This window comes from Algoriphagus marincola DSM 16067 (genome assembly GCF_000429405.1).
GTDB classification, from domain to species: domain Bacteria; phylum Bacteroidota; class Bacteroidia; order Cytophagales; family Cyclobacteriaceae; genus Algoriphagus; species Algoriphagus marincola.
This window is the reverse complement of sequence record NZ_KE386899.1, coordinates 212364-235172: the sequence shown is the minus strand read 5'-3', so window position 1 is coordinate 235172 and position 22809 is coordinate 212364. Positions and strand designations below refer to the sequence as shown.

Genomic DNA, 22809 nt, shown 5'->3' with positions numbered 1-22809 from the left:
AACAAGCTTTCCTACCCAACCGATGAAGCCGTACTGAAATCAGTATTCTTGGCAGTCATGGAAGCAACAAAAAAATGGACCATGCCTATCCGAGATTGGGGCATGATCCTAAACCAATTTATGATTATGTTTGAAAACCGTATAAAACTCTAACTAACCCTAAAATCTATTTACACACTTTTTGGGATAGTGTCCGAAATATTAGAAAACTCTATTTCTCTCGCTTTAAGAGCCTATTTCTTCGAGCATAGCGAGAAATATTTCAATTGTATTTCCACCATATTTCTAAATCCTCCCCTTCAAAAAATCCTGCCTCAATTCTTCCGGAAACTTCTCAATGGCATAGCGTAAGGCTGTTCGAGGCAGGGATTGGTAGTGCTTTTTCAAGAATCCCATTTCCACATCAAAATCCTGGTTTCCGATTTCCCGAAGCATCCAACCCACCGCTTTGTGCATCAAATCATGGGGATGATTTTTAAGATACTCCGCCAAAGCCAAAGCATCCTTGAAATCACCTCGCTTAATCCAATGATAAGAACTAATCATCGCCACTCGCTGCCTCCACAGTTGATCTGAGTTTGCTAAATCATAAAACAGATTTTTTTCTCTTTTGAGATAGTATGCTCCCAAAATATGATGGCAACTTGTATCTACTAGATCCCAGTTGTTCACATAGTCCAAATGAGCCAAATAAAAGTCAACCAGCTCCTTTTTTCCAGGTTCTGTTTTAGTCTTTTCATAGCGATACACCAATGCCAAAAGCCCGGTCAGTCTCATTTCGTGATAAGGGTTTTGGACCAATTCGGATAATTCTTTCAGACTAATTTCTTTGAAAAACTGCTTGGCTATCTTTCGCTGATCAGGCACCTTCACACCCAAAAACAAATCACCTTCTCCATATCCTCCCGGAAAGGCCTTGAAAAACTTGGGAAAAAATGCGGCTTTCTCGGGAATTGACTTTTCTCGCAGGGCAAGTTCAATCTGTTCGGTCAACTGACTCATGCCTCAATTTATCAGATTTTTCCAAAAAGAAACAATAGCAACATAAAGGCCTCTTATTCGGATCATTATGTATATTTGAGCTATGCCCTTTCGATATTTTTACTCTATTATTTTAGGATTGGCCTTTTTTAACAGCTCTGCTTTCGGTTTTCAGAAGCAGGAAAATCCCCCAACCGCTGAGCAGGCTGAAAACTGGACCCGAATAATCAAAGAAAAGGATACTCCTGACAGTGTAAAAACCCAGCTCTATCTTCAATTGATCAATTTCTATGAAAGCTCAGAGGAGTATGAGAATATGGCAAGGCAAGCCATTGATTTCTTTCACTATCCTACCTTTTTGGATAGTTCGAATTGGGTCAAAAAATCTTTCCTCGAGAAAGCGCTCTCCTATCGGAATCAAATCGAGGACTCGCTTTTGCTCGGAAATCTCGAGCTAAAAATTGCGGGTGCCTGGTTTAATTTACAGGAATTTGACTCAGCTATTTCTCATTATACCCGGGCTTTGGAGCATTTGGACGAAAATGATTCACTTTACATCGCAGACACCTATTTTTTCAGAGGTCAAGCGGAGGATTATCAAGGCAATATGCTTGAAGCCATGCAAGACTATCAGATTGCAAGAGACATTTATGAATCCCAAGGTGATGAAGATTTTGCCAATTACACCAAAGGTGGTATGGCTATCCTTTTCAGTAAATATGGCATTTACGAACCTGCACAGGGTATCAGAGAGGAATTGGTGGAGTTTTATAAAACCCGAGAAATCGAAGGTGACCTAGGGGTACAGCTCTATAATATGGCTGAGACCTATCGGAAAATGGGGGAAGAAACTCTTCAGCTTCAAAAACTCAAAGAACTGGAGGCTCTCATTCCATTTGAGCCGGAGGATTTTTACTTGGAAGCCATGACCTATTTTTCGCTTTCTAGGCATTATGGAGAGAAAAATGAACTTGAATCTCAAAGGAAATACTTCCAAAAAGGTGAAGAGGTAAAAGACAAAGTACCCCAAAACTGGAATGAAAATGGAGCCTATCTGATCACCAAAGGCCTTCTTGAAATAAAGTCGGGAAACCTAGTTGAGGGCAAAGCAATTGCTCAGCGACTTCTCGATCTATCAGCTAGCAAGGAAAACATGGATCACCGAATAGGAGCTTTGGAGCTTTTGGAAGAAGCTTATGAAAAATCAGGCCAAACTGATGAGGCGCTCAATGCTCTCCGTCAGCTTACGAGTTATAAGGACTCTATTTTTGAAGCGAATCAGGCAACATCCTTTGCTTACTACCAGACACTCTACGAGACAGAGAAAAAGGAAAGAGAAATCCTTCGGAAAAATCTTGAACTTGAAGACTTACAAACTGAAACCAGATTTCGCATTCAAGTATTCCTCGGAGTCATTCTAGTTCTAATCGTTGGGGGTATTATCTTTTTCCTATCATTGAATCTGAAAAACACCCGAAAGGCAAAGAAGCTTCAGGAGGAATTTTCGCAGGAACTACTTAAAATTCAAGAAGAGGAACGAAAGCGAATTTCAAAGGACTTACACGACGGCTTAGGTCAAAGCCTTCTACTCATCAAAAACAAAGTTGCTCTCAATCAGCCGGAAAATGCAGGCGAAATGCTCGATACCGCAATCAGCGAATTGCGATCCATCGCCAGGTCACTCCATCCCATGCAACTGGAAAAACTGGGATTAGCTCAGGCATTGATTCATCTTTTGGATCAAATAGATTCGGAAACAGATATTTTCGTTTCGCATGAAATAGAACCCTTATCTAAAACATTAGATAAAAATGTGGAGTTGCAGCTATATCGAATCGCACAAGAAAGCATCAACAATATCCTGAAGCATTCGGAGGCCAAAGCCATGCGCGTGCTTCTTGAACAACGAGAAAATCATATCGAGTTGAGCATTGAGGATAATGGAAAAGGATTTGATTTTTCGGAGAAATACCAAGACTTTCATAGTCTAGGCCTCAAAACTCTCAAAGAACGTACTGCATCTATCAAAGGCACCATGAAGGTAAACAGTGAGAAGGGAAAGGGAACCAAACTAAGTTTTTTTATCTATGGATAATCAGCGTCATCAGGTAATCATTGCAGACGATCATCCGATACTTCTGAAGGGACTTCATGAATTTTTGGCAGATCTTGGACTTGAAGTGATTGGAGCCTTCCATAATGGTAAGGATGCATTAGATGCCATCGTAGACAGTCAGCCTCCGCTTGCTATTCTAGACTTGGAAATGCCCGAAATGACCGGTCTGGAGGTAGCAGCGGATTGTAAAAAGTTAGGCTTAAAAACCCGAGTAATTCTACTGACCCTTCACAAAGAATTGAAATTTTATCAGCAAGCGAAGGAACTCAACATCAGTGGATATATCCTTAAGGAATTTGCTCTCAATGACCTTCGAAAAGCCATTGACACCGTTCTATCTGGACAGGAGTTTTTCAGTGAAAAACTATTTGAAGGTCTGAAAAAGGAAGATTGTCTCTCTGACCATTCTTTGACCCCTTCTGAACTCAAAATTCTCCGCTTGATTGCAGATGGTCATTCGACCAAGGAAATTGCCGAGCAGCTTTTTATTTCTGAGCGAACGGTTGACAAGCATCGTTCAAATATTATTTCCAAGCTTAATCTGGAGAAAAAGCACAACTCCCTATTGATCTGGGCACAAAACAACAAGGATAACCTGTACTAAGCATAGCGCTTATATTTTATTTTTTAAAGCAGTTTTCTGACTCTCAAAAGCAGTTTCTACGCTGTAAGACTGAAAAATAGGTATTTCTACGTATTGTTAGATGTACGGTGATTTCATAGGTTTGAATATCATTAATCATTTTTAAGCTATGAAAATTTCAAGTCAACTTGGAAATTTTAAGATAATTCAAACTATCAAGGATAGAGACGAATTATTGATTTTGGGCAGTTGGGCGGACTTGGTCAAACTCTTTGATAGCAAGCGGACCTTTCGAGTTAATGAGAATCAAAACTTGTTTGGTATATATGTTTGCAAGCAAGAGTGTGCTGAGTTTTTGACTAGGATTCTACAAGACATTGATTACCACGAATGGGAAGATTTTCAATTGGAAAAATCTTCCCTCTCTCGTCGGTATCTCGCGTAAGGGTGATCACTTTTTAAGCAACGAATAATTCTAAGGCTGTGTGGATCAACGTATCCACGGTTTTTGCAGCATTTTTATCAAATTCATTTTTGGGACGATTCGCTACGATAGCATTCAGGCTTAGCATCTCATGTCCAAGAAGTCTTCCCATGGCATAATAGCCCGCCGTTTCCATTTCGAAATTGGTTAGCCTTTTACCCTTTGATTCGATAGATGACAAGCTAGAAATCATATCTTCAAATCGAGGTTTTAATCGAACTTCCCTTCCCTGGGGAGCATAAAATCCGGGACAAGTCAGGGTGACACCTCTAAAAAATCGTTTATCGAGCTTACCAAGCAAATCTGATGAAGCCGATGCCTGATAAGGCAAAAAACCAAGCCCCAACTCCTGTCTAATCAGCTCTGCTATGGATTGATCTTCGGCTAAAAATGGGTAAAACTGCATCAAGGTATCCATTCCTATCCCTATTTCAGAGGCCAGTAGACTTCCTACCGGGATATCCGCCTGCATACTACCTGATGTTCCTAAACGGACGATTTTCAAAGCAGTCTTTTCATCCTTGATAATTCGATTTTCAAGGTCTACATTGACTAAAGCATCCAATTCTGTCATGAGAATTTCGATATTATCCGTACCCATTCCCGTACTCATGACTGTCACCCTCTGCCCCCGGAGATAACCCGTATGCGTCACAAATTCACGCTTTTGCTTTTTGATTTCTATCCGATCAAAATACTGGGAAACCTGAGCAACCCGATCCGGATCGCCCACTGTAAAAACAAGTGAAGCCAGGTCTTCTGGCTTCAAATGCAAATGATAAATACTTCCATCCGGATTGATAATCAACTCAGATGCAGGAATCCTGTGTTTCTCCATGTAGTTTTAAGATCTGATCCTTATTTGGCTTTCGGTGAAGTCCTTTATAAGGATTGTAACCGTTGGTGTTTTTTTGATAGTATCCTGTACCATCATAGGGACGCTTCTCGGGATGCTCTTTGCACTCAGGAGAGCAAGCACCTTCCAATTCCCATCCGCATGATTCACAGATAGGCACATGGATATTGCAGACCGAGTTGGCACAATTGACCATGCGGTCGGAGGCAGTACCACAGACATGACACTTGGATACGATGGTCGGATTCACTTTGTTGACATCTACAGCGATCCGATTGTCAAAGACATAGCATTTACCTTCGAAATCCTCCCCGCCTGCTTCCATTCCGTATTTGATAATGCCACCATGAAGCTGGTAGACATCTTCAAAACCCTGCTCCAAAAGAAATGCGGATGCCTTTTCACACTTGATTCCTCCAGTGCAATAGGTCAGGACTTTCTTGTTTTTCAAATGCTCCAGTTCCTTCACTTTTTCTGGGAAATCCCTGAAATTGTCAATATCCAAAGTGAGTGCATTTTTGAAGTGCCCTAACTCATGCTCGTAGTTTGAGCGGACATCCAAAATGACCACGTCTTCCTGATCTTTGAGCATTTTAAACTCTTCCGGCTCCAAATGTTTCCCAGTGCGGACATTGGGATCCAAATGTCGAAGGGAAGAATGCACAATTTCCGGCTTATACCTTACGTGGATTTTAGTGAAGGCATGCTTATCATGATTATCTATCTTGAACTCAGTCTTGGCAAATCGAGGATCGGCATGGACATAGGCCATGTACTTTTCACAATCCTCTTTCAGCCCGGAGACCGTTCCATTCAAGCCCTCATCTGAAATGATGATTCGACCCCGGATGTTGTTTTCCACGCAAAATAGGTGGTGCTGCTCCCTGTACTCTTCGGGGTTTTCGATTTTTGCATAACAATAGTACAGGAGAATTTGGTAATCGTTGTTTTGTTCCATAACTGAAGCCCTGTTTCGGCAGGGTGTTTGGTTTTTGTTTGATGTCCGATGCCGGATGTCCGATCATTCACTTCATTGTTCAGTATTCGACATTCAGCATTCGATTTTTATTTCCTCTTAAATTTCCTCGACAAGGGAAATGGCCTAGGTCCTTTCTTACTTAATTTTTGCTGCTGGATTACCAAAGACCGTCTCATTAGCTCCAACAGAAGAAATCACGACCGAACCGGCTCCAATTCGCGCATTTTTTCCAATGGTCACTCCCGAGACAATGGTTGCTCCAGTACCGATAAAAGCACCTTCTTCGATCGTTACCTCCGAATTGATAATGCTTCCTGCACCTACTTGTACGTAGTCACCCATCTTCACATGATGATCTATGATCGCTCCGGTATGCAAAATACAATGCTGGCCGATTTCAGTACCTGTACCGAGGGTAACCCGCGCATTGATAAAATTGCCATGGCCAATCGCTGCATCACTGGAAATAAATGCTGTACTATGAATCGCATTGACCGGCTGTACCTTGCGTCGCTCATTCAAAAGCTCCACAATAAACTTCCGGTACTTGGCATCGTCGACCGCGACAAAAGCCTCGGTTTTCTTTCCAATCAGTTTCAGAAACCCATCATCTTCCGGATGTCCCAAGACAGGAACGGTATTGATTTCAGAGCCATGCAACTTTTCATCCTCCTCGAGAAAGCCATAGACCACCGCTTCATTGCTATTGAAAATCTCCAAAGCGGGCTGAGCTATTCCTTTTGCTCCAAATATGATGACTGGTTTATCCATTTTTCTTGATTTTGGAATGCAAAAGTACAGCAATTCATCTCGACCGCCAAAAAATCAGCCCTTTGTCGACTTGATCAAACTTTGGGCGATTTTGCATTGGAGGCATTTCTTAGGCGAACAATAGGTCCGGAAAAGACCTATCATCCCTTGGGAATCGAAGGCGTTTGCCGCTTTCCAGTCAGCTGACTCAAACTTTCGAATGATAAAATTCCGCTCTGCGGGAATCTCTTGAAGCAGATCAAAACATCGCTCCTTCCAGTCTGGATTTTGAAAATAGCGACCGTAGGCAAACCACAGCGGCATCACAAAATTGATTGTAAGTAACTGCAAGACAGTACCAGAGATGCCTCTAGAGGCCATTTTTTCAGAAGACTTACCAAAAGAATAATGATATAACCAATAATCTGAAGTCTGGACTTGCAATAGTTTTTTGAAGGAAGCAAAGTCACGGGAATCTTCCATCACAGCCTGAAGTAAATTGGGAGCTTTGGCTAAGATTGCTGCGAGTTGGGCAATTCGGAGAGTAGGGAAATTACTGGGACGAACTCCCATAAAATTCCAGTGCTGCCGGAGCAGCTGATCTTGCCAACCGAACTTTTTCTGATAAAAATCATACTCCCGAATCAGGTACTGCACGTAGGGTTCTTCCGTTTTTTCGGGCAGTAGCCCCGCCAAGCCAAAAAGCATGGCTTCCACTGCTGACAATTGGTTTCTGTGCTTTTGAAGTGTCTTATAGGGTAATAAGCCCGCCAATTGCAACATGGGCTCCGCGTTGGTTTTGAATCCAAAGCATTGAAACAGCCACCGATAAGCCGTCTCTTCCCAGTCTCCTTTTGTTTGATCCAGAATTTGTAAAATCTGTTCTGATTTTTGATGCAAGCGTTCTACCAGAGCCTTTTCCAAAGCTGAAAATCGGATGATTTCGGGCACCTGAGACAAAGCGTGACTACAAGGCAAGTCCTGATCATAATGCAGTAGCTGCTCGTAATTCCGCCAGATTTCCAGAAAGATCCTTCCGTCGAGTTCCAAAGTCGGTATCGATGTGCCGTCTTTTCGTAGTGCAGGCTTGTCATCTTTCCAGACCACATGGAGGATGACCGAATTGTAGGCTGAATCTCCGTTGTGTGCATGCTGCTTCCACTCCGAAGCCAAGCGATGCACCTCCACGTGCCCATGGAATGTCACACCGTCTAATATTACCGTGGCATCTTTAAAATCCGGACCTTCTCCTAGATTGTGAATTCCTACGTTCAGAATTTGGACCGATTGTCCATCTGTGATTTGGAGGCCTTTCCGGTCAAAGTATTGATACTTCCAGACGAGTTGTAAAAAATCTTCTTTAAAATTCATAAGCCTGAGGGCTAAAAGCTTATGAAAATAAATATTTCAAACTAAAGACGCAAATATTCCTTTTAGAAAGTGCTTGTGCCGCTGTGAGTGTCCGCACTCACAGCTAGTCAAAAAAATCAAAATTAGAACACAAAGCATCTATTTCAGCCTTTTAAAAACGTGAGTGATGAAACTCATATTGGCAAGCAATAAATTTTCTTAGATATACTTTTGAAGCAAGTTTTTCATTTCCTCCTGAAGCTTTTTTGCTTCCCTTCGTGCTGCTTTCGCAAAGTCTTTTTCACCCGAAGCGTAAATAATCCCCCGACTGGAATTGACCAAAATCCCACAAGAAGAATTCATTCCATATTTGGCAACTTCGGAAAGACTTCCACCTTGAGCCCCTACACCCGGTACCAGAAAGAAATGATCTGGAGCTGATTTGCGGACCTCGCCAATCAGCTCGCCACGAGTTGCCCCGACCACAAACATGAGGTTTTCCGGGCTTCCCCAATCCTGGCTTTTTTCTAAGACGGATTGATAAAGTGGCTTTCCAGCCTTGTCTTCGATCAACTGAAAATCCATCGAACCGGCATTGGAAGTCAAGGCGAGCAAGATTACCCACTTATTATCAAACTCCAGAAATGGCGAAACTGAGTCTTTTCCCATGTAAGGTGCTACTGTGACAGAGTCAAAATCCATGGACTCAAAAAAGGCCTTGGCATAAAGTTTTGATGTATTCCCGATATCCCCACGCTTGGCGTCAGCAATGGTAAAAATATCATCTGGGATCAATTCTTCTACCCTGGCTAGCGTATCCCAACCCTTTGCCCCTAGCGCTTCAAAGAAGGCAATATTTGGCTTGTAAGCCACTGCAAAATCAGCTGTCTCCTCAATAATTGCTTGGCAAAAACTAAAAATCGGATCAGGCTCAGCAAGTAAATGACGAGGAATCTTCTCCAAATCCGGATCAAGACCTACACAGAGAAAGGAAGATTTTTGCTGGATTTGGGCGAATAATTCGGATCGGGTCATGGTGCTATTTAGGATTTGGACAAAAGTAAGGAATCCGAGCGAGTTCGAAAACCCCCGAAAAATACCCACTTTTGGGTATTGACTTTTAAAAAAACAGTTTTTATAGAACTAAGTTTTGGATAATAATAATAATAATAATAATATGTTGTGTTGTCTTTAGTTATCAGGAAGGTCCTGAGGATGAGAGATAACCTTGGCCAGGGTGTTACATTTAAACTGAAACATCATGAAAAAAACAATTTTAATTTTCGGTCTTGCATTGGTTGGCTCAATCCCCATTTCCAATGGACAATCTTGTAACGTAACTCCCATAGCAGGGAAAACTTATGTTGCAGGGTTTTGTATAGAATTAATCAATCAATGTATTCAGCTACCTGCACCTCCTCCAGGCGAGGAAGGACTGCCTGGAGACTGCTTCGTTGAAGTGGAAACACCATCTATAGGTGGATAATTAATTGTAATTGTTCCTCCCTGTTCTTGGGAGGAACTTACCTATTAAATATGAAATTCAAATCACTTAGTCTCTTTCTTTATTTCGTATTAGCTGCTAGTATTCTTTCGTGTCAAACAGATAAATCCAATGAAAGCAAGCTTGCCGAGTCAGAAAAATTACAAATACGCCTTGAAAAGACGATTTCATTAGATATTTCCGGCGGGTTCCCTAAGCTGCAAGGAAACCCGATTTTTTTTTCTGACGAGAATGGGTCCTACTTCTATATTCAGACCAATGATGGAATAGGCACATTTGATCTTAGCAAGGGAGGATTACCTGTATCTAATCTTAAATTAGAGGAACTAGAAGATTATAGAGGAGATAGAACAACTGGTCAAAACAGCTTTATTCCTTACGAGAAAAACAGCTTTCTCTATTTTGACAAAAAGGCAAGAGAAATTTCAATTTTCGAAGAGGGAAAATTTACCAAGAGCCAAAAGCTAGCTCGAATCGCAATGGAAAGCCCGAATCCCCTTATAGGTGTTCTCCGCTTTGCTTTGAAAACAGACAAAATCGTATCCGCACTCAATATGCTCGAGCTATATGGAAAGCCTCCTTTCGAATATTCTAAATCGGAAAACACGATTGGTGTATTTTCAAAAAATCTAGATGAATTCCAATCAGCTCTTCCTTTACCCGAAGAATATTTGGGAAAGAAAGTTAATGCCTATGACTTATTGATTTCGATGGACTTTGACCCAAGAGCAGGTGAGTACATCCTGAATTTTCCAATTTTGGATGACTTAATCATTACAAAAGATTTTGAGAATTATCGAAAACTAAATGCTAGCCCAAAAGAGAACTTTGTGAGCTTAACCAATCGATCTGGGATAAACTTTGGAGAATGGAAAAAGGAATACTATACAGAAAACAGTTTCTTTACAACTTATTTTGATCCTTTTAGAGATCTTTATATTCGGCATTATCGGGAAGGGTTGTCAGAGGAAGATTATGAATCTTTGGCTGCAAACTCCTATAAAATGTTTGACCCAAAGAATAAAAACTTTCTTTTGTTTATCGACAAGAACGGGCAGCATTTGCATAAAATGGATGTTTCGGAATACAATCATTTGTATATTCATTTTGGAAAAGAAGGAATGTATATCTTAAATGATACTGAATTAGAAAATGAAGATTCGCTTACCTTTAGCCTTTTTACTATTGAAAAAAATTAAAGTGAAATTCCCGCTCTTCTTCATGCCAGTCTTTGTTTTTTTGTCGGCTTCATGCTATTCCCAAGATATTTCTGGGTCTTGGAGATGGTTTGAAAAAGAAGACCAGTCTTTCTCCATCAATTTAGAAAAGCCGACATCAGAGTTTCGCGATTTCGATTATATCGGTGAGCATTGTGGAGTTGCCTTCAATGGCGATCGCATGGATTGTACTTATGAATCTTATTCTATATTCTTAAAAAAAATAGACCAAAATATCTTTGCGGGAAGAATTACAAGTGCCTATTCCTTGACCGATTTTGAAATTCGACTAACCTATTTGGAAGAAGACAAAAAGATACTTTGGGAAGTGACGAAGGAAAGCGAAGGACTTTTTTATTTTCCGACAAAAGTTGTACTTAAATAATACCGTTTTCTTTCAAATCTACTTTTACCAAAGCCCCCACCAAAGAAACCACGGCTGTAATCAAAAAAAAGATCAGACTGAAAGCCACTGCTGTGGCCTCCTCGATTCCTGCATACTGATGGGCATAGACAAAGACCAATTCACGGGCTCCTACACCCCCAATCGTCAGCGGAAGAACCGCCACGATGGAAGAAAGCAAAAAGACCAATTGGTAAGCCAGAATCTTCTCATCGATCCCCAAAGCCATCAAAATAAACCAAGCACAAATCAACTGGGTGATTTGTCCTGCAAAGGACCATAGATTAGCTGACCAAAAAGAAGGAAGAAAATCCTTGAATCCCAGCTTCTGCACCAACCAAAACACTGGAATAGTCAAAATCAATCCTGCGATCATCAGGCCATTCCAGAGCCCACTTTCCAAAAAATCCAATTTCACATCAACAAGCAGAAAGAACCCGAAAAGTAAAAACACAATGGCTACCAAGCCTCCCAAGCGATCCAACAAAGCGGCCTGCACGAGCTTTTTGATAGATACCTGATAGTGCCTATTCAGCAAATACACTTTATATCCATCCCCTCCGATTCCTCCCGGCAGAAATAAATTGTAAAACATTCCAATTTGGTAGAGTTTCCAGTTTTTCCATTCTGAAAGCTGAAGGCCGATGTTTTTGAAATAGTGATTGAGGCGAAAAGCCGTAGCGACTTTGCTCAATACAAAAAGTATCACAGCAGGAATCAACCAGATCCACTGAATCGTTTTCAGGATTTCAAAAAGTTGGGTTGTATCAATCTTTCGAAAAACCAGATACAAAGCCAATCCGGTGAGGATGAGTTTGAGGAGTGTTTTCAGCTGGTTTTTGTATTGTTGCAACGTATATTGGATTATTTCGTCACTGCGAACCCCGAAGGGTGAAGCCCGCCTACCGGAGGACAAGTAGTCTCATTGGTTTTCTTTTTACAAAAAAGATTGCTTCGTCGTACCTCCTCGCAATGACGCTCTTCTTTAATCATCTATTTTTCCAGAAGCAGGATCAAAAAGTTCTTCACCTTTCACTTCCTGCTTTTTCCCTTCAAAAACCGACCTCACCGTGTAGGTCTTCTTATCCTGGGATTCGAAATAGGTTCTTACAATAATCTCCGCGATGATCCCAGTCGTGATCAACTGAATTCCCCCCAAAATCAGAATAAAACCCAAAATCATGATCGGTCTGCCCCAGATATCCTCACCCAGTAGTTTCAACACCAAGAGATAAAAACTTATCATGGATCCAACCAAAAAGGACAAAAGGCCAATTCCTCCGAAAAGATGAATCGGGCGTTGAAGGTATTTTTGGAAAAAGAGCATCAGAATCAGATCTGACAATACCTTGAAAGTCCGACTCAATCCATATTTGGATGTTCCATGGATTCGTGGATGATGCTTGACGTCCATTTCCGTCATTCGAGCTCCCTGCTCCTTTGCTAGGACAGGAATGAAGCGGTGAAGCTCTCCATACAATCCCATATTTTGAGCGATCTCTGCCTTGTAAACGCGGAGTGTACAGCCGTAGTCACTCAGGTAAACCTTGGTAGAATTCCGGATGATCCAGTTGGCGATTTTGGATGGAATCTTTCTTAGGACAAATCCGTCCTTACGCTTGGCGCGAACTCCGGCCACTACATCCCAGTCCTCATCGATAGCTTTTTGGAGCATTGCAGGGATATCCGTCGGGTCATTCTGAAGATCCCCATCCATGGTGACAATGTACTCACCCTTGGCATGATCAATTCCTGCTGCCAAAGCTGTAGTTTGCCCAAAATTCCGGTTGAAGATGATGAGTTTCGTCCGCTCATTGGCATACTTTTTCACCTCCGAGACGGTCCCATCCGTAGAGCCATCCTCGACAAGGATCAATTCGTAATCCAAGTCTTGAAGTGCTCGGTAGCATTGGTCAAGAAGGGGTTGAATATTTTCTTCTTCATTGTAGACCGTCACGACTACGGACAAAAGTGGCTGGCTCATAGGATAAAATTTGGTCAAAAATACTCCAAAAAGCCTGCCTTGACAAAAAAGCCTTGTCCCAATTCCAATATCCAAAGAAAATTCTGAAACTGCTACGTTTGAAAACTTATCTTTGCGCATGCTTTTGTCCTCTTCCAGCGAGCTAAAAATCAACCCATGGATTCTGATGGCAGCCTATTGCTTGTTGGTTGGTCCGTTTGTTCTGAATTTTCACATGCATTACCCAGATGAGATTTACTATCGGGATGCTGCGGTCAAAATGCTTCAAAATGGAGACTATCTGACGACCTATCTGGGAAGTGGAGAACTCCGATTCAAGAAGCCCATTCTTACTTATTGGGCGGTTTTTGCCGGGTTCAAGCTATTTGGGGTAAATGAGTTTGGATCTAGGATATTCTTCTTGCTTGCCGGTGCAGGGACCGTGGGACTCACTTTCCTACTCTCAAAAATTCTTTTTGCTGACAGAAAGATCGCTGGACTCTCGGCCTTGATTATGGTTGCTAACCCGGTGTTGATTCTTTCCTCAGGACGATCGATTCCTGATGTATTGCTGGTTTTGACTATGACTTTGAGTGCTGTTGGCTTTGTAGGCTTACTTCGTGATGGGGAAAAAGCTCATTCAAAATTCATTTGGGCGATGTATTTGGGATTGGCTTTGGCCTTTGAGGTGAAAGGACTTCCTGCGGCCGCTTTAGGATTTCTTGGGATTCTCGTACTGCTATTCAATCCCTGGAACCGAGTATCATTGAAAAAGCTATTCCACCTGCCTGCTCTCCTACTAAGCATGGCGATCGCGCTTTTTTGGTTTGTCGCCATGTGGAAAATCCACGGCCCTACCTATCTGGACAGTTTCTTGGAGGACCAAGTAGGGATCCGCGTTGCTTCCCGCTTTCTCTTGATTTTACAAAATGGACTTTTAGCACTCCTGCTACTCCTGGTAATGTTTATTCCTTGGATCCTACTTATCGCTCCTAAGTTTAGACAAACAATCAAAAAGGCTTGGAAAGAAAACCCTCAGTTTTTCCTGTTTGCAATTGTGTGGGGCTTGGCGATTTTGGGAATGGGTGCTCTGACCAGTAAATTTTATGAAAGATACTTGCTTCCAGTAGCACCAGTATTGGCTGTTTGGATTGCTTGGATTGGAATCAAAAGCGGGATTTTGGAAAGAATAAAGTCGCTAAAGGTGGCTTCTGTATTTTTCTTGTTCCTGATTTTAGTTTTGACAGGAGTCAGTCTTTGGATCAACTTCGGATTGGTGGGTAATTTTTGGCTTCGGCTTCAAGCAGGTCTTGGTGTTATTTTCTTGATTTATGCCATTTATACAGGCTTGAAAACCTCGGAGAAGCTTCCAAAAATTATTTCTTACACCTTCTTAATGATTTTTTTCCTATTGAGCTCAATCACCTATCATATCTCTCTCCCGCATCAAGGAACTCAAGCTGCAAGCCTAATCCAAGCTGAAAATATTCGAGAGCCAATTGCTTTTTATGGAAATCTCCATGCCGGAAGCAAAATCCGCATGAGCCTAGGCCCGGATTATAAATTGATCGATCTCCCTAAAAGCCAATGGCAGGCTGATGTGACAAAGTACCAATTTATAATTTTGGAAGATCGCTGGCTTGAAGAGATGGATTTGACAGTATACGAGGTAAAAACCGCCTCTCGGAATTGGGACTCCAAGGCTATCCCCAATCTACTTTCTCAGATCCACAGGGCTGATTTTGAGGAATTGCTGGAAGCCAACAGTAAAAAGTATTATTTGCTGCGCAAAAAATAACCCCGGAGGGTGAATCCGGGGTTAGAGTTAAATCTGATTTTTGGGTTTATTGCTTGGCCAAGACTACTTTTTCCTTGTACTTCTTGATCTGTCTTCTCAAGCCTTCCACCGCCTCATCGGCAGCCGCTTCGAAAGAGTCTGTTTGATGCTTTGCAAAAAACTGCTTGCCAGGAACATTCAGTTTTATTTCAACGATTTTATTTTCATTTTTTTCGTTTTTGTCCAATCTCATGAATACTTCCCCGTCAATAATCCGGTCATAATAGGTGTCCAGTTTGTCAGCTTTTCTCTGGATAAAATCAATCAACTTCTGATCTGCATCGAAGTGAATAGAGTGCATTTGCAGTTTCATAGCATTTAGCATTTTAGGTTGAACAATTAATTACATTATGCTTTAGGATGTGCCTGTTCAAACACAGCCTTCAGTTTTTCCATGGAGTTGTGGGTGTAGACTTGGGTAGCCGCCAGATTGGCATGTCCCAATAGATCTTTCACCGCATTCAGATCTGCCCCCTTATTGAGCAGGTGTGTCGCAAATGTGTGTCTCAGCACGTGTGGGCTGCGTTTGCTAGTCTGAGCAAAGCGATCAAGATACTGCCGAACCGTGCGATAGACCATCATGGGATAGCTTTGTTTACCTGAATTTGTTACGATAAAATAGGGATTTTGGCCCAAATCCGAAAACCTTTCCTCAAATACTTTTCGGTAAGAAATAATATTCTGAATAAGGCCTTTAGAAAGCGGGATTACCCGTTCTTTCTTTCGTTTCCCGAGTACCCGCACCTGCATTTGCGGTAAATCCAAGTCAGACCATCGAAGGCCCATCAACTCAGACAATCTCACTCCGGTCAAGTACAGAAATTCCAAAATCATCTTGTCCCGCAATCCTTCAAATCCTGGCTCGTAAACGTCCGATTCTAAAACGTCCTGAATGCTGGATTCCTGTACAAATTCGGGGAGTTTTTTCGGGTTTTTAAGACTCTTTAACTTATAGGTAGGATCTTGACTGATACGCTCCTGTCGAAGTAGAAATTTATAGAAAGAGCGAAGGGTTGCAATTTTCCGATTGACTGAAGTGGTGCTAAGTCCCTGCTCCACCAAATCAATTATCCATGCCCGAATCTCCGAATGGCCTGCCAAACTCAAATCAGATTGCTCAAAGGAAAGTGAAAGGAATTCCTGAAACTGAAGTAGATCCCGCTCATAGGCCTCCACCGTATGGGGACTGCTACGTTTTTCGTATTGGAGGTAACTGACAAAAGAGTCGATCATCTGGCCTGAAATTGAATTTTAAGATAGCAGAAAAAAAGGAGACTATCTTCTGACAAAAGTCACAAATCGAAAAAGCATATTAGAAAGTGATAACCAAAAAAAACAGCTATCCGAATGGATAGCTGTCTCTGTTTTTTATGATAAGGAATACAATTACTTGTTTGCTTCCTCCTGCATCCGCTGTTTGTAGGCAGCTTTGATGACTTGATCTCTTCTTTTGACGGAAGGTTTGGTGAAAGCCTGACGGGCTCTAAGCTCGCGAACCGCACCGGTTTTGTCAAACTTCTTTTTAAAACGCTTTAGCGCTTTCTCGATGGATTCGTTTTCTTTTACGTTTACTATGATCATATGTGTACACCCCCTTTCGTGGGGCAAAGGTAAGAGAATAATTTAAAAATTGGAAGATTGTTGAATTTTAAAACAAATTAGGCAAAGACCTTTTCGAAAACTACTTTGATCCTTTTGCCAACCAAACCTTTATATAAAAAAAAGTCCAACCCTTGAGAGTTGGACTTTTTTTCTATCTAAACATAGCAGCTCAACCAATTACTTTTTCGGCTAGAACCACGATGACATTGTTTTTCACTTCTACCACACCACCATCTACGATCAGCGACTGCTTTCCTTCAGGAGTGGTAAAGGAAACCGCGCCTTTGGCCAAAGCAGAAACAATAGGAGCGTGACTATTCAATACCTGAAATGCACCCGATGCTCCAGGGAAGCTCGCTTCAGATACTTCTCCTTCGAAGACTTTCTTATCCGGTGTGACAATTTCTAACTGCATATCTTTTTCGTTTGATATAAACACGAAAAGTAATCGGAACAGATCTAAATTCTTACCGATTACTTTTCATCATTTGCAAATTCTTATTTGGTCTCAGCAAGCATTTTCTCACCCTTAGCAATTGCATCTTCAATGCTACCTACTAAGTTGAAGGCTGCTTCTGGAAGATGATCTAATTCACCATCCATGATCATGTTAAAGCCTTTGATGGTGTCTTTGATATCTACCAATACACCTTTCAGACCTGTAAACTGCTCAGCTACGTGGAATGGCTGAGAAAGGAAACGCTGAACTCGACGAGCTCTGTGTACGACTTGCTTATCTTCTTCAGAAAGTTCTTCCATACCCAAGATCGCAATGATATCCTGCAATTCTTTGTATCGCTGAAGAATCTCCTTCACACGCTGTGCACATCCGTAGTGCTCTTCTCCCAAAATATCTGGAGAAAGAATTCGCGACGTAGAATCCAAAGGATCCACAGCTGGATAGATACCCAACTCGGCAATCTTTCTTGACAATACCGTAGTAGCATCCAAGTGAGCGAAAGTCGTCGCCGGAGCCGGGTCAGTCAAGTCATCCGCAGGTACATAAACCGCCTGTACGGAAGTAATGGAACCGTTCTTGGTAGATGTAATTCTTTCCTGCATGGCACCCATTTCGGTAGCCAAAGTAGGCTGATAACCTACCGCTGATGGCATACGACCAAGAAGTGCGGACACCTCGGAACCAGCTTGCGTAAATCGGAAGATATTGTCGATAAAGAATAGAATATCCTTACCAGCTCCATCACCTTCACCGTCACGATAATATTCAGCCAAAGTCAATCCAGTCAAGGCTACTCGAGCACGTGCCCCAGGAGGCTCATTCATCTGACCGAATACGAAGGTTGCTTTAGAATCTTCAAGTTTCTTCAAGTCAACTTTAGAAAGATCCCATCCACCTTCTTCTTCTAGGCTATGTACGAAGTCTTCACCGTATGTCACGATACCAGACTCGATCATTTCTCTCAAAAGGTCATTTCCTTCACGGGTTCTTTCACCCACACCGGCAAATACAGATAGACCTGAGTATGCTTTCGCGATGTTATTGATCAATTCCTGAATCAATACTGTCTTACCTACACCGGCACCACCAAACAAACCAATCTTACCACCTTTAGCATAAGGCTCGATCAAGTCGATTACTTTGATACCCGTATAAAGTACCTCGGTAGAAGTAGAAAGATCTTCAAATCTTGGTGCAGATCGGTGAATAGGAAGACGCTTGCCCGCAGGTACCTGAGGAAGACCGTCAATCGCTTCACCTACCACATTGAAAAGACGACCTTTGATCGCTTCTCCGGTAGGAACAGAGATAGGCTGACCCATATCTTTCACTTCCATGCCACGAACCATCCCTTCGGATGAGTCCATCGCGATCGTTCTTACTCGGTCCTCACCTAGGTGCTGCTGTACCTCCATGACGACCACTTGGCCGTTCTCTTTGGTCACTTCCAGCGCGTCTAGGATGTTTGGTAGCTTACCGCCTTCGAAGGAAACGTCCACTACGGGGCCGATTACCTGCGTTATCTTTCCAATATTTGCCATTTGATTTGATGAAATGTAAAAAGGATGTGCTTTTTGAATTCGTGCGCAAAATTAATCAATAAAGACTAATACCAAAGGATATTTGGAAAATTAATCCTTTCAAATTCAAAGACATTTAGAGCCACCGACTTTCGAGTCCCAAATGAAATTTCCTTTTATTTCGGACACATGATATAATAATAGTATCTATTGAATCTCTTACCCTCTTTTCGCTTAGATTTTTTCCAGTCAATGAATGCTTTAATATAAAAGAAAAACCGATCCAATTGCAATACAGGCAAATGCATAAATAATTTTTGCTTTTCGATAAGGATATTCTATTATTTTTTATTTGGATTGAATCTAATTAGCAATTACTTTTGAGTCGTTATTTCAATTCAATCTAAATAAATGAGAAAGCTATTTGCTTCTTTGACCATCCTTCTAGCGGCTTTTGCCTGTGGTAGTCCAGAAAAGACTGAAGTGTCTTCAGAGACAACAACGCCAAAAATCATTACTGCCGGGGGGACTATCAGTGAAATTGTGGTTGGTCTGGGACTCGGTGACCAAATCATTGCTACAGATCGCACTTCTACGTATCCTGAATCGCTTCAAAGCCTGCCTAGCATTGGATACCGAAATCAAATCAAAGCAGAAGGGATTCTTTCCTTGGGCCCCGATATGATTCTGGTGGAAGAAGGCTACCTCAATGAAGAAGTAATCGCTCAGATTCAAAGTATCTCTACGATCAAATTGGAAGTCTTCCCTAAGACACAATCTAAAGAGGAAACCATTGTCCTGATCCAAAAGATTGCTGCTTTTTTTGAATTGGATCAAAAAGGTCAAGAAATGATCGCTGAGCTGGAAGAAGATCTACAAAATCTGAATGATTTTCTTTCTACTTCTGAACCAAATGGAAAAGCCGCTTTCGTTATGGCCAGAGGTCCTGAGTCTTTATTCATCGCTGGTGATGGAAGTTTTTCTGAGACCATGTTCTCCATTGCTGGTTTGGAGCAGGTGGAAACAAATTTTGAAGACTTTATTCCTTTGACGCCTGAGGCTTTGATTAGCCTAAATCCGGATTACTTAATACTATTCGAATCAGGTCTCGAAAGCCTGGGAGGAAAATCCGGCTTGACCAAAATACCCGGAATCACCGAAACTACGGCTTTTCAAAAAGATCAAATCATCGCGATGGATGGATTATATCTATCGGGCTTTGGTCCGCGAATGGGAAAAGCAGCAATTGAACTCGCAAAAGCAACAAGAACGCTAAAGAATTGATCGCCGGACTATCCATATCGAAGAATTCCTATCAGGCCTTGGTGCTTTCAGTACTTGGAATAGCATTGGTTTTAATTATGCTGCTTTCTCTGTCTCTCGGAGCATATGCCATTCCTTTTTCTTCGGTATTGGCTATTCTAGGAGAGCAATTTGGATTAAGCTTGGAAGGAGTAGACCGAAGTGCAGCTAACGTACTCCTGCAAATCCGACTTCCCCGAATCATCATTGCTTTATTAATAGGTGGTGGATTGGGCATAGCCGGAGCAGCACTTCAGGGATTATTCAGAAATCCTTTGGTAGAACCTGGACTAATCGGGGTAAGCAGCGGAAGTGCTCTCTTCGCAGTAGTCTTTATTGTCTTGATCCCCGGTCTGGCGGGTAGCAGTAATTTGATTCAAAATCTAGGTATGCCGCTTTTTGCCTTCTTGGGTGGATTGACACATGTTTGGGCTGTCTATCAATTGGCCAGAACTCAAGGAAGGACAGATACAGCAACTCTGATTTTAGCAGGCGTTGCAATTAATGCCCTTGCCGGTGCATTGATTGGCCTCACGCTATTCTTTGCTGATGATTCCGCATTGCGAAGCTTTACCTTCTGGAGTTTGGGAGATTTGGGAGCCTCCTCTTGGAGCAAATTCCCCGTAGCGATTTCCCTCATTGGCATTCCTTCGATCATGCTGATGCTGGAATATCGAAATCTGAATGCCCTTTCTCTCGGCGAGCGGGAAGCCTTTCACATGGGAATTTCCGTACAGCGTGTCAAAATAAAAATATTGATCCTCTCCGCACTGATTGTGGGCGTCGGGGTATCCCTTGCGGGAATGATAGGCTTCGTCGGCCTAGTAGTACCACATTTGATTCGAATTGGATTTGGAGCTAATCACCGCTTGGTATTACCCGCCTCTTTTCTGCTGGGAGCCATCTTATTAAATGTTGCTGACCTAATGGCTAGAACCGTCGTCTCACCGGCTGAATTACCTATTGGGGTTTTGACGGCACTGATTGGTGCTCCTTTCTTTATTTATCTGATTTTCAAACTCAACAAAATTAACTCCTAATGCTGCAAGCCGAGGACATTCACTTTTGTATCAGACAGTGGCCTATCGTCAAGAAGGCAAGCATATCCGTCAATCCAGGTGAGATTTTGGCTGTCTTAGGTCCCAATGGAGCCGGAAAATCTACCCTATTCAAAATCCTTGCAGGGGAAATCTCCTGCACCCGAGGACAGGTAGATTACAATGGCCAAAACCTCCGGGCTCTAAAAACCCAACAATTGGCCAGTGTCCGAGCAGTGATGCCACAGCATTCTACGGTAAGTTTTCCATTCACCGCCCGAGAGGTGGTTGAATTAGGCCTGCCTAAAGATTCCAAGAAGAATTCAGAAAAGAATATCCGTGAAGTCATGGAGCTGACAAAAGTCCAACACTTGGAAGACCGGCTCTATCAACAGCTTTCTGGAGGGGAAAAGCAGCGCGTGCAGCTGGCCAGAGTGCTAATCCAGATTTGGGAGAAAAAGCCCTTCCCACGTTACTTGCTTTTGGACGAACCAACTTCAAGCCTAGACATTTCCCAGCAGCACATTGTCTTGGATATTCTTAAAAAACTAAAATCTCAAAATATAGGCGTATTGATCGTACTGCATGACCTGAATCTAGCAGCACATTACGCAGATCGAATTGCCATTGTAAAAGATGGCTTAATCGCCGGAGTAGGCAAAGTGGAGGAAGTCTATTCCGAAGCCCTCCTTTCTGAAGTATTTGATCATCCGATCCGACTAGTCAAAGATCAGGAAACCCAGCAGATCTTGGTCAGTAGCAATTCCACCTTTCATTCAGATCTAAAAATCTCAAAACAAGCACAAGCATGAACACCGCAATCGAAACTTCCACTCTCAAGCAAGCTTGGGAAAACTTAAAAGAGCAAGAGCCAAAACTTCGAATTCGTGACGCTGCCAAAAAATTAGGCGTTTCTGAAGCCGAATTGTTAGCAACAGGAGTCGGTGAAAATGTGATCCGACTATCCGAGGACTTTGTGGAACAGCTTGAAAAATTTCCAAAACTGGGTCGGGTGATGTCCTTGACACGAAATGAAGGCTGTGTATTGGAGCATAAAGGCACTTTCCAAAAGATCGAGATACATCAAGCTGGCCCTCAGAAAATCGCTACGGTAATCGGACCAATTGAGCAGCGAGTATTCTTCGGAGGATGGAAATTTGGCTTTGCGGTAGTTTCAGATACTCCACGTGGCCCGATGTTTAGTCTTCAGTATTTTGACAAAGCAGGTGATGCGGTGATGAAGGTGTTTTTGCAAGAGGATTCTGATTTTGACTTCTCTGAAGAATTGGTCAAAGCACATACCCACGCTGACCAGTCCTCTGATTTGGTAACTGAGACATTCGAAAAAGCAGAATATGTCAACAAGGAAGATTTGGATTTTGAAAGCTTCAGTTCCGATTGGGAAAATATGAAAGACACCCATGATTTCTTCGGAATGCTTCGCAAATATAAATTGAACCGACTCAATGCAGTCGAATGGATCGATGATAAGTGGGCTTATGAAGTGGATCGGCTTTCTGTAAGAAAAGTGGTTGAAGTTGCTGCGGAAACTAAGTTGCCCATTATGATTTTTGCAGGTAATAAGGGAAATATTCAAATCCACCAAGGAAAGGTAAAAACCATCAAGCAATTGGGAGATTGGCTCAATGTCATGGATCCTGAATTTAATATGCACCTCAATGAATCCGTTGTGGACCGTGCCTTCGTAGTTCATAAAAATACGACTGAAGGATTGGTCTCTGCTCTCGAGCTTTTTGATATGGAAGGAGAAATGGTGGCTCAGTTCTTTGGATTGCGCAAACCTGGAATTCCTCAAAAGCCCGAATGGAAAGCAATTCTCGACAGTTTGAACTAAATCAAACAAG

The 22809-nt window shown here is 42.1% G+C and carries 24 protein-coding genes and 1 pseudogene; 12 read left to right on the top strand and 13 right to left on the bottom strand.

All coding sequences use genetic code 11. From position 1 onward, the window contains the following. Nucleotides 1-153: pseudogene (locus G457_RS23200) on the top strand (IS256 family transposase); the annotation flags it as partial. A 132-nt stretch (nt 154-285) separates the two neighbouring features. Here G457_RS23200 and G457_RS0119975 read toward each other — a convergent pair. After that, nucleotides 286-1002: a DNA alkylation repair protein gene (locus tag G457_RS0119975; protein ID WP_026948040.1), complete on the bottom strand. Its 717-nt coding sequence runs from the start codon at nt 1000-1002 to the stop codon at nt 286-288. An 82-nt stretch (nt 1003-1084) separates the two neighbouring features. Here G457_RS0119975 and G457_RS22020 point away from each other — a divergent pair, with 82 nt between their 5' ends. The 3 genes from G457_RS22020 to G457_RS0119960 all read left to right on the top strand — a co-directional run bounded on the left by G457_RS22020 (nt 1085) and on the right by G457_RS0119960 (nt 4125). Beyond that, nucleotides 1085-3076: a tetratricopeptide repeat-containing sensor histidine kinase gene (locus G457_RS22020; RefSeq protein ID WP_051260928.1), complete on the top strand. Its 1992-nt coding sequence runs from the start codon at nt 1085-1087 to the stop codon at nt 3074-3076. Continuing rightward, the gene (locus tag G457_RS0119965; protein ID WP_026948039.1) at nt 3069-3701 is read left to right on the top strand and encodes a response regulator; all 633 of its coding nucleotides are present in this window, start codon (nt 3069-3071) and stop codon (nt 3699-3701) included. The genes G457_RS22020 and G457_RS0119965 overlap by 8 nt, the downstream gene beginning before the upstream one ends. A gap of 148 nt (nt 3702-3849) precedes the next feature. Continuing rightward, complete coding sequence (locus G457_RS0119960) at nt 3850-4125, top strand: hypothetical protein (protein ID WP_026948038.1); 276 nt, start codon at nt 3850-3852, stop codon at nt 4123-4125. 13 nt (nt 4126-4138) lie between these two features. Here G457_RS0119960 and G457_RS0119955 read toward each other — a convergent pair whose 3' ends face one another. The 5 genes from G457_RS0119955 to pyrF form a co-directional block, all read right to left on the bottom strand. Beyond that, the gene (locus G457_RS0119955) at nt 4139-5002 is read right to left on the bottom strand and encodes a nucleoside phosphorylase (protein WP_026948037.1); all 864 of its coding nucleotides are present in this window, start codon (nt 5000-5002) and stop codon (nt 4139-4141) included. Continuing rightward, entirely contained in the window at nt 4974-5978 is a 1005-nt protein-coding gene (trhO, locus tag G457_RS0119950; RefSeq protein ID WP_026948036.1) for an oxygen-dependent tRNA uridine(34) hydroxylase TrhO, read from the bottom strand. Before trhO ends, G457_RS0119955 begins: the two co-directional genes overlap by 29 nt. 156 nt (nt 5979-6134) lie before the next feature. Beyond that, nucleotides 6135-6770, bottom strand: coding sequence for an acetyltransferase (locus G457_RS0119945; RefSeq protein WP_026948035.1), 636 nt, complete (start codon nt 6768-6770; stop codon nt 6135-6137). A 54-nt stretch (nt 6771-6824) separates the two neighbouring features. Beyond that, the gene (locus tag G457_RS0119940) at nt 6825-8120 is read right to left on the bottom strand and encodes a DUF2851 family protein (RefSeq protein WP_026948034.1); all 1296 of its coding nucleotides are present in this window, start codon (nt 8118-8120) and stop codon (nt 6825-6827) included. 198 nt (nt 8121-8318) lie between these two features. After that, nucleotides 8319-9134 carry an orotidine-5'-phosphate decarboxylase gene (gene pyrF, locus G457_RS0119935; protein ID WP_026948033.1) on the bottom strand — a complete coding sequence of 272 codons (816 nt, stop codon included), beginning with the start codon at nt 9132-9134 and terminating at the stop codon, nt 8319-8321. Between the two features lie 226 nt (nt 9135-9360). On the opposite strand from pyrF, the gene G457_RS0119930 reads away from it, so the two are divergent. The 3 genes from G457_RS0119930 to G457_RS0119920 are packed head-to-tail and all read left to right on the top strand — an operon-like array spanning nt 9361 to nt 11205. After that, nucleotides 9361-9585, top strand: coding sequence for a hypothetical protein (locus G457_RS0119930; protein ID WP_026948032.1), 225 nt, complete (start codon nt 9361-9363; stop codon nt 9583-9585). A gap of 50 nt (nt 9586-9635) precedes the next feature. Beyond that, nucleotides 9636-10802, top strand: a complete 1167-nt coding sequence (locus G457_RS0119925) for a hypothetical protein (RefSeq protein WP_026948031.1) — start codon at nt 9636-9638, stop codon at nt 10800-10802. A gap of 22 nt (nt 10803-10824) precedes the next feature. Next, nucleotides 10825-11205 carry a hypothetical protein gene (locus G457_RS0119920; RefSeq protein WP_155847202.1) on the top strand — a complete coding sequence of 127 codons (381 nt, stop codon included), beginning with the start codon at nt 10825-10827 and terminating at the stop codon, nt 11203-11205. Here the strand turns inward: G457_RS0119920 and G457_RS22015 are convergent. Then, a complete protein-coding gene (locus tag G457_RS22015; protein WP_035484404.1) occupies nt 11198-12076 on the bottom strand; it encodes a lysylphosphatidylglycerol synthase transmembrane domain-containing protein in 879 nt (292 codons plus the stop codon). The genes G457_RS0119920 and G457_RS22015 overlap by 8 nt on opposite strands. 132 nt (nt 12077-12208) lie before the next feature. Then, nucleotides 12209-13207: a glycosyltransferase family 2 protein gene (locus tag G457_RS22010; protein ID WP_051260930.1), complete on the bottom strand. Its 999-nt coding sequence runs from the start codon at nt 13205-13207 to the stop codon at nt 12209-12211. Nucleotides 13208-13325: 118 nt separating this feature from the next. Here G457_RS22010 and G457_RS0119905 point away from each other — a divergent pair, with 118 nt between their 5' ends. Next, nucleotides 13326-14984: an ArnT family glycosyltransferase gene (locus G457_RS0119905; protein ID WP_026948029.1), complete on the top strand. Its 1659-nt coding sequence runs from the start codon at nt 13326-13328 to the stop codon at nt 14982-14984. Nucleotides 14985-15030: 46 nt separating this feature from the next. Here G457_RS0119905 and hpf read toward each other — a convergent pair whose 3' ends face one another. The 5 genes from hpf to atpD form a co-directional block, all read right to left on the bottom strand. Continuing rightward, entirely contained in the window at nt 15031-15336 is a 306-nt protein-coding gene (gene hpf / locus G457_RS0119900; protein WP_024284692.1) for a ribosome hibernation-promoting factor, HPF/YfiA family, read from the bottom strand. Nucleotides 15337-15371: 35 nt separating this feature from the next. Further along, entirely contained in the window at nt 15372-16256 is an 885-nt protein-coding gene (locus G457_RS0119895; protein ID WP_026948028.1) for a tyrosine-type recombinase/integrase, read from the bottom strand. A gap of 153 nt (nt 16257-16409) precedes the next feature. Further along, the gene (rpsU, locus tag G457_RS0119890) at nt 16410-16604 is read right to left on the bottom strand and encodes a 30S ribosomal protein S21 (protein WP_024284690.1); all 195 of its coding nucleotides are present in this window, start codon (nt 16602-16604) and stop codon (nt 16410-16412) included. A 190-nt stretch (nt 16605-16794) separates the two neighbouring features. Continuing rightward, the gene (gene atpC / locus G457_RS0119885; protein WP_026948027.1) at nt 16795-17040 is read right to left on the bottom strand and encodes an ATP synthase F1 subunit epsilon; all 246 of its coding nucleotides are present in this window, start codon (nt 17038-17040) and stop codon (nt 16795-16797) included. Nucleotides 17041-17123: 83 nt separating this feature from the next. Next, nucleotides 17124-18626: a F0F1 ATP synthase subunit beta gene (atpD, locus tag G457_RS0119880; RefSeq protein ID WP_026948026.1), complete on the bottom strand. Its 1503-nt coding sequence runs from the start codon at nt 18624-18626 to the stop codon at nt 17124-17126. Between the two features lie 390 nt (nt 18627-19016). Between atpD and G457_RS0119875 the strand changes: the two genes are divergently transcribed. Genes G457_RS0119875 through G457_RS0119860 form a run of 4 tightly spaced genes read left to right on the top strand, consistent with a single transcriptional unit; the run spans nt 19017 to nt 22799 of the window. Beyond that, entirely contained in the window at nt 19017-19889 is an 873-nt protein-coding gene (locus G457_RS0119875) for a heme/hemin ABC transporter substrate-binding protein (RefSeq protein WP_026948025.1), read from the top strand. Continuing rightward, nucleotides 19886-20947: a FecCD family ABC transporter permease gene (locus G457_RS0119870; protein WP_026948024.1), complete on the top strand. Its 1062-nt coding sequence runs from the start codon at nt 19886-19888 to the stop codon at nt 20945-20947. Before G457_RS0119875 ends, G457_RS0119870 begins: the two co-directional genes overlap by 4 nt. After that, nucleotides 20947-21756, top strand: coding sequence for a heme ABC transporter ATP-binding protein (locus G457_RS0119865; RefSeq protein WP_026948023.1), 810 nt, complete (start codon nt 20947-20949; stop codon nt 21754-21756). The genes G457_RS0119870 and G457_RS0119865 overlap by 1 nt, the downstream gene beginning before the upstream one ends. Further along, a complete protein-coding gene (locus G457_RS0119860; protein ID WP_026948022.1) occupies nt 21753-22799 on the top strand; it encodes a hemin-degrading factor in 1047 nt (348 codons plus the stop codon). Before G457_RS0119865 ends, G457_RS0119860 begins: the two co-directional genes overlap by 4 nt. Nucleotides 22800-22809 lie beyond the last annotated feature (10 nt).

Excerpts from the sequence above, each read along its gene's own strand:
- G457_RS0119975 (WP_026948040.1), bottom strand. The coding sequence starts at position 1,002 with ATGAGTCAGTTGACCGAACAGATTGAACTTGCCCTGCGAGAAAAGTCA.
- G457_RS22020 (WP_051260928.1), top strand. The coding sequence starts at position 1,085 with ATGCCCTTTCGATATTTTTACTCTATTATTTTAGGATTGGCCTTTTTT.
- G457_RS0119965 (WP_026948039.1), top strand. The coding sequence starts at position 3,069 with ATGGATAATCAGCGTCATCAGGTAATCATTGCAGACGATCATCCGATA.
- G457_RS0119960 (WP_026948038.1), top strand. The coding sequence starts at position 3,850 with ATGAAAATTTCAAGTCAACTTGGAAATTTTAAGATAATTCAAACTATC.
- G457_RS0119955 (WP_026948037.1), bottom strand. The coding sequence starts at position 5,002 with ATGGAGAAACACAGGATTCCTGCATCTGAGTTGATTATCAATCCGGAT.
- trhO (WP_026948036.1), bottom strand. The coding sequence starts at position 5,978 with ATGGAACAAAACAACGATTACCAAATTCTCCTGTACTATTGTTATGCA.
- G457_RS0119945 (WP_026948035.1), bottom strand. The coding sequence starts at position 6,770 with ATGGATAAACCAGTCATCATATTTGGAGCAAAAGGAATAGCTCAGCCC.
- G457_RS0119940 (WP_026948034.1), bottom strand. The coding sequence starts at position 8,120 with ATGAATTTTAAAGAAGATTTTTTACAACTCGTCTGGAAGTATCAATAC.
- pyrF (WP_026948033.1), bottom strand. The coding sequence starts at position 9,134 with ATGACCCGATCCGAATTATTCGCCCAAATCCAGCAAAAATCTTCCTTT.
- G457_RS0119930 (WP_026948032.1), top strand. The coding sequence starts at position 9,361 with ATGAAAAAAACAATTTTAATTTTCGGTCTTGCATTGGTTGGCTCAATC.
- G457_RS0119925 (WP_026948031.1), top strand. The coding sequence starts at position 9,636 with ATGAAATTCAAATCACTTAGTCTCTTTCTTTATTTCGTATTAGCTGCT.
- G457_RS0119920 (WP_155847202.1), top strand. The coding sequence starts at position 10,825 with ATGCCAGTCTTTGTTTTTTTGTCGGCTTCATGCTATTCCCAAGATATT.
- G457_RS22010 (WP_051260930.1), bottom strand. The coding sequence starts at position 13,207 with ATGAGCCAGCCACTTTTGTCCGTAGTCGTGACGGTCTACAATGAAGAA.
- G457_RS0119905 (WP_026948029.1), top strand. The coding sequence starts at position 13,326 with ATGCTTTTGTCCTCTTCCAGCGAGCTAAAAATCAACCCATGGATTCTG.
- hpf (WP_024284692.1), bottom strand. The coding sequence starts at position 15,336 with ATGAAACTGCAAATGCACTCTATTCACTTCGATGCAGATCAGAAGTTG.
- G457_RS0119895 (WP_026948028.1), bottom strand. The coding sequence starts at position 16,256 with ATGATCGACTCTTTTGTCAGTTACCTCCAATACGAAAAACGTAGCAGT.
- rpsU (WP_024284690.1), bottom strand. The coding sequence starts at position 16,604 with ATGATCATAGTAAACGTAAAAGAAAACGAATCCATCGAGAAAGCGCTA.
- atpC (WP_026948027.1), bottom strand. The coding sequence starts at position 17,040 with ATGCAGTTAGAAATTGTCACACCGGATAAGAAAGTCTTCGAAGGAGAA.
- atpD (WP_026948026.1), bottom strand. The coding sequence starts at position 18,626 with ATGGCAAATATTGGAAAGATAACGCAGGTAATCGGCCCCGTAGTGGAC.
- G457_RS0119875 (WP_026948025.1), top strand. The coding sequence starts at position 19,017 with ATGAGAAAGCTATTTGCTTCTTTGACCATCCTTCTAGCGGCTTTTGCC.
- G457_RS0119865 (WP_026948023.1), top strand. The coding sequence starts at position 20,947 with ATGCTGCAAGCCGAGGACATTCACTTTTGTATCAGACAGTGGCCTATC.
- G457_RS0119860 (WP_026948022.1), top strand. The coding sequence starts at position 21,753 with ATGAACACCGCAATCGAAACTTCCACTCTCAAGCAAGCTTGGGAAAAC.